Below are 14,322 nucleotides of genomic sequence, written 5' to 3' on the forward strand. Positions count from 1 at the left end.
CGGCAAGATCATCGCCATCAACCCGCTGCCCGAAACCGGTCTGATGAGGTTCAAGAACCCGCAGACCGCGCGGGGCGTCATCGGCAGTGGGACCGCGCTGACGCGGATCTGGGCGAACTCGTCGGCCAGCGCGGTCCCACTGCCGATGACGCCCCGCGCGGTCTGCGGGTTCTTGAACCTCATCAGACCGGTTTCGGGCAGCGGGTTGATGGCGATGATCTTGCCGCCGTTGCGCTTCACCTTCTCCAGCGAGGTGAGCATGCGCGGGTGGTTGGTGCCCGGGTTCTGGCCCACCACCACGACCAGGTCGGCCTGCTCGACGTCGGCGAGGGAGACGGAGCCCTTGCCGATGCCGATGGTTTCGGTCAGCGCCGCGCCGGAGGCCTCGTGGCACATGTTGGAGCAGTCCGGCAGGTTGTTGGTGCCGAAGCTGCGGACCATGAGCTGGTAGGCGAAGGCGGCTTCGTTGCTGGCCCGCCCCGAGGTGTAGAAGGTGGCCTGGTCCGGCGAGTCCAGCGCGTTGAGCTTGTCGGCGATGACCTGGAAGGCGTCCTCCCAGCTGATCGGCCGGTAGTGGGTGTCCCCTTCGCGGAGGATCACCGGTTGGGTGATCCGCCCCTGTTGGCCGAGCCAGTAGTCGGTCCGCTCGGCCAGTTCGGCCACCGGGTGGGCGGCGAAGAACTCCGGGCCGACGCGGCGGGTGGTGGCTTCCTCGGCCACCGCTTTGGCGCCGTTCTCGCAGAACTCGGCGATTTTGCGGTGCCCGCCCTCCTCCTGCCGCGGGTCGGGCCAGGCGCAGCCCGGGCAGTCGAAGCCGGACTGCTGGTTGAGCAGCGGGAGCGTCCGCACGGTGCGGGCCAGGCCCATCTGTTCCCAACTGCGCTGCAGGGAGACCAGAACGCCTTTGACCCCAGCCGCAGCTTCGGACCGACCGCCCACCTCGAGTTCTTCTTCGTTGATATCCCGTTCGGGAGCTTTGCGTGCCATGAACCTGCCTCCCCTACCGGAGACCACGCGGATCGGAGCGGCTGACCGAGCCACTTAATCCTGTTTGATCTTCTTGGTGTCCCCAACCACCATAAGTCGAGCTCATCAACCGGTACTACCGCGCTGGCCCGGTCGCCCGCAGGCGGAGCAACGGGGGAGCCGATGCCCGCAGAAGGCGCTGAACAGCCGCTCGTAGAATTCGGAGTGTGACTGAGACCCATGCTGCGCAGCCCCGTGAACTTCCGTCGTCCTGGAATCCAGCCGACGTAGAGGCCGAGCTGTACCAGCGCTGGGTAGAAGCCGGTTATTTCACCGCCGACGCGAACAGCGACAAGCCTCCGTTCTCGATCGTCATCCCGCCGCCGAACGTCACCGGCAGCCTGCACATCGGGCACGCCTACGAGCACACCCTGATGGACCTGCTGATCCGGCGCCGCCGCATGCAGGGGTACGAGACGCTGTGGCTGCCCGGTATGGACCACGCCAGCATCGCCGTGCAGGCGCTGGTGGAGAAGCAGCTGCGGGACGAGGGCATCGACCACCGCGACCTCGGCCGGGAAGCCTTCGTCGAGCGCGTGTGGCAGTGGAAGGAGAAGCACGGCGGGGCCATCCTGTCCCAGATGCGCCGCATGGGTGACAGCGTCGACTGGACCCGCGAGCGCTTCACCATGGACGAGGGGCTCTCCCGCGCCGTCCAGACGATCTTCAAGAAGCTGTACGACGACGGGTTGATCTACCGGGCCGAGCGGCTGGTCAACTGGTCGCCGCAGATGCAGACCACCTTGTCCGACATCGAGGTCGAGTACAAGGAGGTCGAGGGCGAGCTCGTCTCCATGCGCTACGGGGACGGCGAGAACTCCATCGTGGTGGCCACCACCCGGGTGGAGACGATGCTCGGCGACACCGCGGTGGCGGTGCACCCGGACGACGACCGGTACAAGCACTTGGTCGGCACGGAGGTCGAGCTGCCGCTGACCGGCCGGAAGATCCCGATCATCGCCGACGAGCACGTCGACCCCGAGTTCGGCACCGGCGCGGTCAAGGTGACCCCGGCGCACGACCCGAACGACTTCGAGATCGGCAAGCGGCACGGCCTGCCGATGCTGACGATCATGGACGAAGCCGGCCGCATCGCCGGGACCGGCACCCAGTTCGACGGCATGGACCGGTTCGAGGCCCGGAAGGCGGTCCGCGAAGCGCTCCGCGCCGAGGGGCGCATCGTCGCTGAGAAGCGGCCGTATCTGCACAGCGTGGGGCACAGCTCGCGGTCGAAGGAGCCGATCGAGCCGCGGCTGTCGATGCAGTGGTTCGTCAAAGTGGGTCCGCTGGCCAAGGCGGCCGGGGACGCGGTGCGCGACGGTCGGGTGCAGATCCACCCGCCGGAAATGGCCAAGCGCTACTTCGACTGGGTCGACAACATGCACGACTGGTGCATCTCGCGCCAGTTGTGGTGGGGGCACCGGATCCCGGTGTGGCACGGCCCCAACGGCGAGATGGTGTGCGTGGGCCCGGACGAGGAACCGCCCACCGGCGAGGGCTGGTACCAGGACGAGGACGTCCTCGACACCTGGTTCTCCTCCGGCCTGTGGCCGTTCTCCACGATGGGCTGGCCGGACGACACCGCCGACCTGCGGAAGTTCTACCCGACCAGCGTGCTGGTCACCGGCTACGACATCCTGTTCTTCTGGGTGGCCCGGATGATGATGTTCGGGCTGTACGCGATGGACGGGGTGGAGCCGTTCAAGGTGATCGCCCTGCACGGCATGGTCCGGGACGCCCACGGCAAGAAGATGTCCAAGTCGGCGGGCAACACCGTGGACCCGCTGGTGTGGATGGACGAGTACGGCACCGACGCCCTGCGGTTCACGCTGGCGCGCGGAGCCAACCCGGGCACGGACGTGCCGATCGGGGAGGAGTGGGTCGCCGGTTCCCGGAGCTTCTGCACGAAGCTGTTCAACGCCACCAAGTTCGCGTTGATGAACGGGGCGCGGGTGCCGGAGGCGCCGCTGCAGCGGGACGAGCTGACCGATGCGGACCGCTGGATCGTCGACCGGGTCGGCCAGTTGGCGTCTGATGTGGACAACCTGCTGGAGGACTTCCAGTTCGCCAAGGCCACCGAGCTGCTCTACCACTTCACGTGGGACGAGTTCTGCGACTGGTACCTCGAGCTGTCCAAGGTCCAGATGGACGAGGACGGCCCGCGGGCCGAGCGGACCCGGGAAGTCCTCGGCTACGTGCTGGACATCCTGCTGCGGCTGCTGCACCCGATCATCCCGTTCATCACGGAGAAGCTGTGGACCACGCTGACCGGCGGTGAGTCGTTGGTCATCGCGGAGTGGCCGAAGCCGGCGACCGAACCGGTCGACGAGGCGGCGGCCGAACGGATCGCCGCGGTGCAGAAGCTGGTCACCGAAATCCGCCGGTTCCGCTCCGACCAGGGCCTCAAGCCCGGACAGCGGGTGGCCGCCCGGTTGGACGGCATCGAGGCGCAGGGATTGGCCGGGCACGTCAAGGCGGTTCGCGCGCTGGCCCGCATCACCGAGCCGGAGGACGGTTTCACGTCCAGCGCTTCGATCGAGGTCGGCTTGCCCGGTGGGGTGGTCACCGTTTCCCTCGACCTGTCCGGCGCGATCGACGTCGCGGCGGAGCGCAAGCGGCTGAACAAGGACTTGGCCGCGGCCGAGAAGGAACTGGCCAACACCGAGAAGAAGCTGCAGAACCCGGCGTTCTTGGAGAAGGCGCCGGCCGAAGTGGTGGACAAGATCAAGGTGCGCCGGGAGACGGCCCAGGCCGACATCGAGCGCATCAAGTCCCGCCTGGCGGCTCTCCCGCAGGGCTGAAAGATCGTTGGTGGCACCTGGCCGGTGGCCCGGTCAGGTGCCACTGCGCACCTCCCCGGGCTGGGCAGCAAGGTTTGTGTCGCGCACCGACACGTAGACTGACCTCGGCATTCAGTCGGGGCGCGAGGAGTGAGGGCACGTGTTCGGCATTGATCCTGCCGAGCTGCAGGAATTGCGAGCGGTCGAAGCGGAGCTCAACGAGCGCTGGCCGGAAACCAAGATCGAACCGTCGCTGGACCGGATCGAGGCGTTGACCGAGCTGCTGGCCGAGCCCCAGCGCACCTACCCGGTCATCCACGTGGCGGGCACCAACGGCAAGACCTCCACCTCGCGCATGGTGGACGCGCTGCTGACCAAGCACGGGCTGCGCACCGGCCGGTACACCAGCCCGCACCTGCAGCTGGCCACCGAGCGCATCAGCATCGACAGCGCACCGATCAGTCCTCGCGCCTACGTGGAGGCCTACCGGGACATCGCGCCCTACGTCTCCATGGTGGATTCGCGCAGCGACATCCGGATGAGCAAGTTCGAGGTGCTCACCGGAATGGCCTTCGCCGCCTTCGCCGACGCTCCGGTGGAGGCCGCCGTCCTGGAGGTGGGGCTCGGGGGCAGCTGGGACGCCACCAACGTGGCCGACGCGAAGGTGTCGGTGATCTGCCCGGTCGCCATGGACCACGCCGACTACCTCGGTGACGACCTGGAGTCGATCGGTCGGGAGAAGGCCGGGGTCATCAAGCCCGGTTCGATCGCCGTCGTGGCGGAGCAGCGGCCGGAGGCAGCGCAAGCCATCTACCAGCGCATCGCCGAGGTGGACGCCACGGTGGCCCGGGAAGGGCAGGAGTTCGGGGTGCTGTCCCGCACGATCGCGGTCGGGGGGCAGATGCTCCAGCTGCAGGGGCTCGGTGGCGTCTACGACGAGATCTTCCTGCCGCTGCACGGGGCGCACCAGGCCCGCAACGCCGCCCTGGCCCTGGCCGCGGCGGAGGCGTTCCTGGGCGCGGGCGCGGAGCACAAGCTCACCGAGGACGTGGTGCGGGAAGCGTTCGCCAGCGTGATCACCCCGGGCCGGTTGGAGCGGGTGCGGTCGGCCCCGGCGGTGCTGGTGGACGCGGCGCACAACCCGCACGGTGCCCGGGCGCTGGCGGAGACGCTCAGCTCGGAGTTCTCCTTCCGCAAGCTGGTCGCGGTGGTGGGAGTGCTGGGCGACAAGGACGCGTCGGGCATCCTCGGTGCGCTGGAGCCGGTGGTGGACGAAGTGGTCATCACCCGCAACTCCTCGCCGCGGGCGGTGAACCCGGACGAGTTGGCCCGCATCGCCAAGGACGTCTTCGGGCCGGACCGGATCGTCGTCGAGCCCCGGTTGGACGACGCGGTGGACACCGCGGTCCAGCTGGCGGAGGAGACCTCCCAGCCCCAGGACCCGGTTTCCGGCGGCGGTGTGGTGATCACCGGTTCTGTCGTGACCGCTGGGGAAGCCCGTGCCCTGTTCGGTAAGGAGCCGGCATGAGCGAGAACGAGTTGCCGAAGGACGAAACCGGTCTGCCGGTGCCGCCCCCTGGCGTGCGGGACCCGTGGAAGGGGCTGCGCGGGGTGATGGCGGGCACCCTGGTTCTCGAGTTCATCGTCTTCTTGCTCGCGCTGCCGGTGGTGTGGCAGTTCGGCGGGGGCGTTTCCAGCGCCGGGTTCACCGTGGTGGCGGTGCTGTCCGGGCTGATGCTGGTGGCGGCGTTCGTGCAGCGGAAGACCTGGGGGCTGTGGGTGGCCCTCGCGCTGCAGGCCGCCATGGTCGTGTGCGCGGTGGTGCACCCCGCGATCGGGATCATGGGCGCCATCTTCGCCGCGATCTGGGGGTACATCCTGTACCTGCGCCGCGACGTGGCCCGCCGGATGCAGGCCGGGCAGCTCTACGACCAGCTGGGGCATCCGCCCGGGTACCCGCCGGAGGAGCAGGGCTGAGCCGCCCGGCTCACCGGATGTCGATCACGGAACGCCCGATGGTCTCGCCGCGGTCGAGCGCGGTGAAGGCCTCCTGCACCTGGCTGAACGGGTAGCGCCGGGTGATGGCGTCCTTCGGGCGGAGCTGTCCGCGGGCCACCAGGTCGAGCAGGATCGGCATGTCCCGCCGGGGTTTGGCCCCGTAGGAGCCTTTGATCTGCAGCTTCCGGCGGGCGATCGTGGCCAGGTCGAATTCGCCGGTGGTGCCCTTGGGGGCGATGCCCACCACCACGACCTGGCCTCCTTCGACCACGCAGTCGCGGGCGATGCCGAAGGTGGCGGTCGAACCGAGCGCTTCGAAGGCCACGTCCACGCCCCGGCCCCCGGTGATCTCGCGGATCGCTTCGGCGGCGTCGACCTGGGCGGAGTTCACGGTGTGGGTGGCGCCCAGTTTGCTGGCCGCGGTGAGCTTGTCGTCGCTGATGTCCACGGCGATGATCGTCGAGGCGCCGAACACGGAGGCCAGCTGCACCAGGGCGGAGCCCACTCCACCGGTGGCCACCACCGCGACCGAGTCCCCGACCTTGACGTCCGCGGCGTGCCGCAGGGCCCCGTAGGCGGTCATCGTGGAGCAGCCGACCGAGGCCACGTCGGCCAGTGCGACGCCGTCCGGCACGCGGAACACCGAGGTCGCCGGGGTGACGCAGCGTTCGGCGAGGCCGCCCATGGAGTACATCCACACCGGTTCGCCATCGGGGCGGTGCAGGCGGGTCCGGTCGTCGTAGAGACGTCCTTTGGCGCGGTTGAACGCGAAGAACTGCCGGCAGATCTCCTCGTTGCCGCGAGCGCACTGCTCGCACTGGCCGCACGGCATGATGAAGCTGGTGACCACTGGATCGCCGACGGACAGCCCGGTGACTCCGGGACCGACTTCGGAGATCACCCCGGCCACTTCGTGGCCGAGCACGGCGGGGGTGGGGAAAGCCAGTTCGCCTTTCATGACGTGCAGATCGCTGTGGCAGGCGCCGCAGGAGTGGACGTCGATCGCCACTTCGCCCACCCCGGGTTCCGGGTCGGCGAGCTCTTCGATCTGCAACGGGCGGTTCGGGGCAGTGTGCACAGCGGCGTGCATTCGGCCTCCCAGATCAAACCGGCCAGTCGGTCGGGGAGAAGCTACCTTGTGACTCACGCCGCATGCCATCGTCAATTCGGGGGACACCGGGTGCGGAGGTGACCTGTGCGCGCCGCGGACCGCCCAGCCCCGCTGCACTTCGTGCGCCAGCTGCATCGATACCCTGACTGGAGCAACGGGCGCTCGTCGAGCACCTGCGGCGCCCCGGTCTGCGAAGGAGAGGAACGTGAACGAGCGCACCCTGGTTCTGGTCAAGCCCGACGGGGTTCAGCGAGGACTGGTCGGCGAAGTCATCAGCCGCATCGAGCGCAAGGGCCTGAAGCTGGTCGCGCTGCAGCTGAAGAACGTGGACCGCAAGCTGGCGGAGCAGCACTACGCGGAGCACGACGGCAAGCCGTTCTTCAACGACCTGCTCGAGTTCATCACCTCCGGCCCGGTGGTGGCCGCGGTGGTCGAGGGCCCGCGGGCGGTTTCGGCGTTCCGGCAGATCGCCGGTGGCACCGACCCGGTGGAGAAGGCTGCGCCGGGCAGCATCCGCGGCGACTACGGCCTGGAAGTGCAGTACAACCTGGTGCACGGGTCGGACTCGCCGGAGTCCGCGCAGCGGGAGATCAAGCTGTGGTTCCCGGAGCTGGAGAACTAGATTGTCCGAGATCAGCGTTGACCCCGAAGGTTTCGTGACCGGTCCGCACCGGGTGGACACCCCTCATCCGGAACTGCCGGCGGCGCTGGCAGACCTCTGGGGGCGGGTGACCGTTGCGGGTGGTTGCGTGGGGTTCAAACCCACCGACGAGGTGGACCGGTTGCGGTCGGTAGCCGAGGAGCTCGTCGAGGACGTCCGCAACCGCCGGGCGAACCTGCTCACGATCGGCCAGCAGCACGTGCTGGTCGGCGCAGCGGTGCTGCGCGCTCGCCGGATGCCGGTGTACCAGCACACCGGTGAACTGGTGGCGATCGCGGTGGACCCGGTGCTCGACGGCAAGGGATGGGACAAGCAGCTGCACGACGCCGCCCTGGTGCAGGCGCAGGCGATGGGATTGCAGCAGCTGGACACCGCGGTGCCGGCGGGGCACGCCCTGGAGGACTTCTACCGGGAGCAGGGCTGGCGCGAGCGGGGCCGCTGGCCGGACGCGGCGCAGCTGGCCGAGGACGACCGCCGGGACCTGGTCTGGTTCACCCGCGAAGTCTGATCGCGTTCTGAACGCGCCGTTCGGCGGGCGGTTCCGGCCGGTGAGGAGCGCCGGGATCGCCCGCTTGGCTGTGGCCGCGGGGCGGCCACTACCCTGGTCACGTGAGTGTGGAGTCCGTCTTCGGCAGACTGGAACCGCTGCTGGCGCGTGTTTCGAAACCCGTGCAGTACGTGGGCGGGGAACTCAACGCGTCGGTGAAGGACTGGGACGAGGTCACCGTCCGGTGGTGCTTGATGTACCCGGACGCGTACGAGGTCGGCCTGCCGAACCAGGGCATTCAGATCCTCTACGAGATCCTGAACGAGCAGGACGACGTGCTGGCCGAGCGCACCTACTCGGTGTGGCCGGACCTCGAGGAGCTGATGCGGGAGCACGGCATCCCGCAGTTCAGCGTGGACGGCCACCGCCCGGTCGGGGCGTTCGACGTGCTCGGTGTCAGCTTCGCCACCGAACTCGGCTACACCAACCTGCTCACCGGGCTCGACCTGGCCGGTATCCCGTTGCACGCGGTGGACCGCACCGATGAGCACCCGGTGGTGCTGGCCGGTGGCCACGCCGCGTTCAACCCCGAGCCGATCGCCGACTTCATCGACGCGGCGGTGCTCGGCGACGGTGAAGAGGCCGTCCTGGAGATCACCGACGCCATTCGGCAGTGGAAGAACGAGGGCCGGCCCGGCGGGCGGGACGAGCTCCTGCTGCGGCTCGCCGAGTCGGGCGGTGTCTACGTGCCGAAGTTCTACGACGTCAGCTACCACTCCGACGGCACCATCGCCGAGGTCGTGCCCAACCGCGACCGGGTTCCCTACCGGGTGTTCAAGCGGACCACCATGAACCTGGACGCCTGGCCGTACCCGAAGAAGCCGTTGGTGCCGCTCGCGGAGAGCGTGCACGAGCGGATGAGCGTGGAGATCTTCCGCGGGTGCACCCGTGGCTGCCGGTTCTGCCAGGCCGGAATGATCACCCGCCCGGTGCGGGAGCGTTCCATCGAGGGCATCGGCCAGATGGTGCAGCGGGGCCTGGAGGCGACCGGGTTCGAGGAGGTCGGGCTGCTCTCCCTGAGCTCCGCCGACCACTCCGAGATCAAGGAGATCACCAAGGGGCTGGCGGACCGCTACGAGGGCACCAACACGAGCCTGTCGTTGCCGTCGACCCGGGTGGACGCCTTCAACGTCGACCTGGCCAACGAGCTCTCCCGCAACGGGCGGCGGACCGGGTTGACCTTCGCCCCCGAGGGCGGCAGCGAGCGGATCCGCAAGGTCATCAACAAGATGGTCTCGGAGGAGGACCTGATCCGCACCGTCACCACCGCCTATGCGAACGGGTGGCGGCAGGTCAAGCTGTACTTCATGTGCGGTTTGCCCACCGAGACCGATGAAGACGTGCTGCAGATCGCGGAGATGGCCCGCAACGTCATCCGGGCCGGCCGGGCGGAGACCGGTCGCAAGGACATCCGGTGCACCATCTCGATCGGCGGTTTCGTCCCCAAACCGCACACGCCGTTCCAGTGGGCGGCGCAGGCCGACCCGGACACGATCAACGACCGGTTGCGCAAGCTGCGGGAAGCGGTCAACTCCGACCGCTCGCTGGGGCGCAACATCGGCATGCGCTACCACGACGGCAGGCCGTCGTTGATCGAAGGCCTGCTGTCCCGCGGCGACCGGCGGGTCGGCCGGGTCGTGGAACGGGTTTGGCGGGAAGGTGGCCGGTTCGACGGTTGGAACGAGCACTTCTCCTTCGAGCGCTGGGTCCGCTGCGCGGAGGAGGAGCTGGCCCCGTACGGGGTCGACCTCGACTGGTTCACCACCCGGGAGCGCACCCAGGACGAGGTCCTGCCCTGGGACCACCTCGACTCCGGTCTGGAGAAGGAGTGGTTGTGGGCCGACTGGCAGGACGCGCTGGACGAGCGCGAGCAGGACGACTGCCGCTGGACGCCGTGCTTCGACTGCGGTGTCTGCCCCACGATGGGCACGGACATCGAGGTCGGGCCGTCCGGGCGCAAGCTGCTGCCGATCAGCCCGGTGGGGCAGGGAGCTCCGGTGCGCAACCCGGCGTTCAGCCAGTCCCAATGAGTCCGGGCCGGCCCGTTGGCGGGGCTGCCACCAGCGCCCGCTCGCGGGCCGGTGCACCACCGTCATTTGCCGGGCAGGTGTTGCCACAGGGACGTGAAGCAAGCAAGCATCGTCGTCGACACGGCCAGCAGGCCAGGTTGACGAGCATGGTCGGGAGGGCATTCTGAGTCGACAGGATCAACCGAACCCTTCGGCGCCGCCGGTGCAGCGGTTGCGGCTGCGCTACGCCAAGCGCGGCCGGCTGCGGTTCACGTCGCACCGCGATGTGGCTCGGGCTTTCGAGCGGGCGCTGCGGCGGGCCGGGGTTCCGATGGCTTACTCCCAGGGGTACAGCCCCCACCCGAAGATCTCCTGGGCAGGGGCGGCGCCGACCGGGGTGGCCAGCGAAGCCGAGTACGTCGAGCTCCAGCTGGTCGAGCGAGTGGCTCCCGAGGTGCTGCGCGAGGAGTTGGACGCGGCGCTGCCGGCGGGCATCGACGTGCTGACGGCTGTGGAAGCCGATGCGCAACCGCTGGCTGACCAGCTGGAGGTCAGCCGCTGGCGGATCGATCTGCCCGGCACCGGTGTTGCGGAGCTGCGGGACGCGGTTTCGGCGGTGCTGGCGGCGGACAGCGTTCCGGTGGAGCGGATGACCAAGAACGGGCGTCGCACGATCGACGCTCGGGCCGCGCTGGTCAGCGCTGAAGTGCTCGGCAGCGACGAAGTGGTTGCGCTGGGTGAGCAAAGAGGTCCAATCAACGCCCGAGTGGACGATTGGCCTGACAGCGGCGAACCGTATGGGATACTTGTAGCGGTCGTACGGCACACAACACCGGTCGTGCGACCTGACGACGTACTGAGCGCCCTGCGTGTCGTCGCCGGTTTGGCACCGTCGGCCGCCGCGAGCGCGACCCGGCTGGAGCAGGGCCGGCTCGAGAGTGGCGGCAGGATTGCCGACCCGTTGGCCCAGGACTCAGTCGGCGACCGATATCCGGCGGGGAGACCGTAGCCGGATCACGGGCGGCGTGAACGTTGTCGCCCTGTGGCTTCCCGGCCGGAGAACCGGGGCGTCGGAACTTGACAGAATTACCGCCGCTTGCGAGCGGCGGAGGCCGTGAAACGCACATGCCTCTGTGCGGCCGCGTCTGGGAGGACGCGCCCGGGGGCGGAGGAGCTGGATGTTGAACATGGACACGCCCGCTGGGAACGACAGCGGGCAACCGCCCACACCCGCAAGAGAGCAGGGCACGATCGAGATTCCTGCCAAGCTTCGGGTGCACGCACTCGCCAAGTTGCTTGGTTCGAGCAGCCGGGAAGTTATCAACACGCTGAAGTCGCTCGGCTCCGAGGTCCGCAGCGCTCAGTCGAACATTACCCGGGACGTTGCCCTGCAGGTCGTGAAGGCTCTCCATCCGGAGCTGCTGGAAGGTCCAGCCGCCGGAGGGGACGAGCGGAACGAGGAGGAGCAGAGCGGTGCCGGGCAGCCGGAGGAAGCTCCGGTTGCTGCGAGCGGTGCTGCTCCGCAGCCCGAGGTCGAGTCGGCGAGTCCGGTGGCGGCTGGTGCGCCGCAGGCCGCGTTCACCGCGCCCACCGAGCCGGAGGACAAGCCGCAGGCACCACCGACCAACCTGACGCCGGTGTTCGCCGCGCCCGAGGCGATGTTCCTGGCGCCGGAGCCGCAGGAGCTGCAGCCGGCTCCGAAGGCCGAGCCGGAAGAGCCTGCCGCCGAGTCCGGGAGCACCGCCGAGGAGCAGTCGGGGACTTCGGAGAGCAGCGGCACGCACCGGCGTCGGCGGCGTCGGGGCCGGCGGGGCCGCGGCCGTGGCCGAGGTGGTGACTCCTCCGAGCAGAGCAGCAACAACACCGCTCCCGAGGCTCGCGAGGAGTCCAACGCCAAGCCGCAGGACCAGGACAAGGAGCAGCAGTCCGCGTCCGGGCAGGAAGAGCAGCCGGCGGAGGAGCGGGAGCAGAGCGAGGAGACCGCGCAGTCCGCGCAGGAGCAGTCCTCGGAGAGCGCTTCCGACTCGTCCACCACCGGCAGCAGCACCCGGCGGCGTCGCCGCCGTCGTCGCCGTCGCGGCTCCAGCGACGACGACCTGGCGGTTCGGGACGACGATCCGCCGAACACCGTGGTCCACCTCCGGGATCCTTCCGAGTCCCGGCAGGACAGCAGCGATGACGAGGTCCGCTCGGTCAAGGGCTCCACGCGCCTGGAGGCCAAGCGGCAGCGCCGCCGGGACGGGCGGGAGGCCGTTCGGCGCCGGGCGCCGGTGCTCACCGAGGCCGAGTTCCTCGCCCGCCGCGAAGCCGTGGACCGGCGCATGGTCGTCCGCCAGACCGAGGATCAGACCCAGATCGCGGTGCTGGAGGACAACGTCCTGGTGGAGAACTTCGTCACTTCACCGGGGAGCGGTTCGCTGGTCGGCAACGTCTACCTCGGTCGGGTGCAGAACGTGCTGCCCAGCATGGAGGCCGCGTTCGTGGACATCGGGCGGGGCCGCAACGCCGTGCTGTACGCCGGTGAGGTGGACTGGGACGCCGCCGGCCTGGCCGGCAAGGCCCGCCGGATCGAGCAGGCCCTGCAGACCGGCGACAGCGTGCTGGTCCAGGTGACCAAGGACCCGGTGGGGCACAAGGGTGCTCGGCTGACCACGCAGATCAGCCTGCCGGGCCGGTTCCTGGTGTACGTGCCGGGCGGCGGGGCGAACGGCATCAGCCGCAAGCTGCCCGACACCGAGCGCAAGCGCCTCAAGGAGATCCTCAAGCGGATCGTGCCGGACAACGCCGGGGTCATCATCCGCACGGCGTCGGAGGGCACCAGCGAGGAGGCCCTGGAGCGCGACATCAGGCGGCTGCAGGCGCAGTGGGAGGTCATCAAGGAGAAGGCCGAGTCGCCCAGCACGCACGCGCCGCAGCTGCTGTACGAGGAGCCGGACCTGTTGATCAAGGTGGTCCGGGACCTGTTCACCGAGGACTTCTCGTCGTTGACGGTGCAGGGTGACGAGGCCTGGGACACCATCGAGGCCTACGTCCAGCACGTCGCGCCCGATCTGCTGCCGCGGCTGCACAAGCACGTCGGTCCCAACGACGTGTTCGTCGAGCAGCGCATCCACGAGCAGATCGCCAAGGCGCTGGACCGCAAGGTGTGGCTGCCGTCCGGTGGGTACCTGGTCATCGACCGCACCGAGGCGATGACCGTCATCGACGTGAACACCGGCAAGTTCACCGGCTCCGGCGGGAACTTGGAGGAGACGGTCACCCGCAACAACCTGGAGGCGGCCGAGGAGATCGTCCGGCAGCTCCGGTTGCGGGACATCGGCGGCATCATCGTCATCGACTTCATCGACATGGTGCTGGAGTCCAACCGGGACCTGGTGCTGCGCAGGCTCACCGAGTGCCTGGGCAGGGACCGGACCCGGCACCAGGTCGCCGAGGTCACTTCCCTCGGCCTGGTGCAGATGACCCGCAAGCGGGTGGGGACCGGCTTGCTGGAGGCCTACAGCAGCACGTGCGAGCACTGCCGGGGTCGAGGCGTGCTGGTGTCCACCGACCCGGTGAACCACTCGCACAACGGTTCCCGTCGCAACCGGCACCGCAACAAGCACCAGGAGCACGCTCCTGCGGAGAACGGCAAGCAGTCCCGGGAGAGCTCGGAGCCGGCCAAGGAGGAGGCCAAACCTGCCAAGGAGGAGGCCAAGCCGGCTCAGCAGGCCACCGCGGAGAAGCCGCAGCAGGAGAAGGCCCAACCGGAGAAGGCCCCGGAAGCGGAAGCCGAGCGGGGCGCCAAGCAGCAGAAGCAGAAGCCGGAGCAGAAGCAGCAGCCGGAGCAGCCGCGGGAAGCGGTGGAGCAGAAGGCCGCTGAACCGGAGCCCGCTGCTGCCGACGCCGAGCCCGCTTCGGAGGAGGCCGTCGCTCAGCCGGCGGTCAACGGTCGCGTCCGCCGGCGGGCCACCAGGCCGGCCGGCAGCGCGGGGGAACCGGTGCGCCCGGTGGTGTTGAGCAAGCCGGTGGAGAGCTCGAACGGCGAGAGCACCCAGGAGCTGGCTCCCGCGGAGCCGGTGCGGAAGAACCGGCGGGCGGCTTCCCGCCCGGCTGGGCCGCCGGCCGCGGTGAAGTCGGAAGGGGCGGTTGCCGGCAGCGGTGACTGATTCTCGCTCGAGGCCGGTCCGCGTTCCGCGGGCCGGCCTTTT

10 protein-coding genes are annotated in these 14,322 nt (G+C 69.2%); 8 read left to right on the plus strand and 2 right to left on the minus strand.

Annotated elements, in window-relative coordinates; all coding sequences use genetic code 11:
* On the minus strand, positions 1 to 987 hold a 987-nt coding region (locus SREC43747_RS0104995), incomplete at its 3' end, for a molybdopterin-dependent oxidoreductase (protein WP_029720054.1).
* 206 nt (positions 988 to 1,193) lie between these two features.
* Here SREC43747_RS0104995 and SREC43747_RS0105000 point away from each other — a divergent pair.
* From SREC43747_RS0105000 to SREC43747_RS0105010, 3 genes are all read left to right on the plus strand, one after another.
* Positions 1,194 to 3,827, plus strand: a complete 2,634-nt coding sequence (locus SREC43747_RS0105000; protein WP_029720055.1) for a valine--tRNA ligase — start codon at positions 1,194 to 1,196, stop codon at positions 3,825 to 3,827.
* A gap of 139 nt (positions 3,828 to 3,966) precedes the next feature.
* The gene (folC, locus tag SREC43747_RS0105005; RefSeq protein ID WP_029720057.1) at positions 3,967 to 5,334 is read left to right on the plus strand and encodes a bifunctional tetrahydrofolate synthase/dihydrofolate synthase; all 1,368 of its coding nucleotides are present in this window, start codon (positions 3,967 to 3,969) and stop codon (positions 5,332 to 5,334) included.
* Positions 5,331 to 5,783 carry a DUF4233 domain-containing protein gene (locus tag SREC43747_RS0105010; RefSeq protein WP_029720058.1) on the plus strand — a complete coding sequence of 151 codons (453 nt, stop codon included), beginning with the start codon at positions 5,331 to 5,333 and terminating at the stop codon, positions 5,781 to 5,783. The genes folC and SREC43747_RS0105010 overlap by 4 nt, the downstream gene beginning before the upstream one ends.
* A gap of 10 nt (positions 5,784 to 5,793) precedes the next feature.
* Here SREC43747_RS0105010 and SREC43747_RS0105015 read toward each other — a convergent pair whose 3' ends face one another.
* Positions 5,794 to 6,894: a zinc-binding dehydrogenase gene (locus SREC43747_RS0105015; protein ID WP_029720059.1), complete on the minus strand. Its 1,101-nt coding sequence runs from the start codon at positions 6,892 to 6,894 to the stop codon at positions 5,794 to 5,796.
* A gap of 226 nt (positions 6,895 to 7,120) precedes the next feature.
* Between SREC43747_RS0105015 and ndk the strand changes: the two genes are divergently transcribed.
* The 5 genes from ndk (at position 7,121) to SREC43747_RS0105040 (ending at position 14,280) form a co-directional block, all read left to right on the plus strand.
* A complete protein-coding gene (gene ndk / locus SREC43747_RS0105020) occupies positions 7,121 to 7,537 on the plus strand; it encodes a nucleoside-diphosphate kinase (protein ID WP_029720060.1) in 417 nt (138 codons plus the stop codon).
* Between the two features lies 1 nt (position 7,538).
* Positions 7,539 to 8,084, plus strand: a complete 546-nt coding sequence (locus SREC43747_RS0105025; protein WP_029720061.1) for a GNAT family N-acetyltransferase — start codon at positions 7,539 to 7,541, stop codon at positions 8,082 to 8,084.
* Between the two features lie 101 nt (positions 8,085 to 8,185).
* Positions 8,186 to 10,153 carry a TIGR03960 family B12-binding radical SAM protein gene (locus tag SREC43747_RS0105030; protein WP_029720062.1) on the plus strand — a complete coding sequence of 656 codons (1,968 nt, stop codon included), beginning with the start codon at positions 8,186 to 8,188 and terminating at the stop codon, positions 10,151 to 10,153.
* A 202-nt stretch (positions 10,154 to 10,355) separates the two neighbouring features.
* Positions 10,356 to 11,141 (plus strand): TIGR03936 family radical SAM-associated protein, encoded by a 786-nt coding sequence (locus tag SREC43747_RS0105035; RefSeq protein ID WP_029720063.1) that lies wholly within the window; start codon positions 10,356 to 10,358, stop codon positions 11,139 to 11,141.
* Between the two features lie 169 nt (positions 11,142 to 11,310).
* A complete protein-coding gene (locus tag SREC43747_RS0105040) occupies positions 11,311 to 14,280 on the plus strand; it encodes a translation initiation factor IF-2 N-terminal domain-containing protein (protein ID WP_029720064.1) in 2,970 nt (989 codons plus the stop codon).
* Positions 14,281 to 14,322 lie beyond the last annotated feature (42 nt).

Origin of the sequence: Saccharopolyspora rectivirgula DSM 43747, assembly GCF_000497205.1 — a bacterium.
Lineage (GTDB): Bacteria > Actinomycetota > Actinomycetes > Mycobacteriales > Pseudonocardiaceae > Saccharopolyspora > Saccharopolyspora rectivirgula.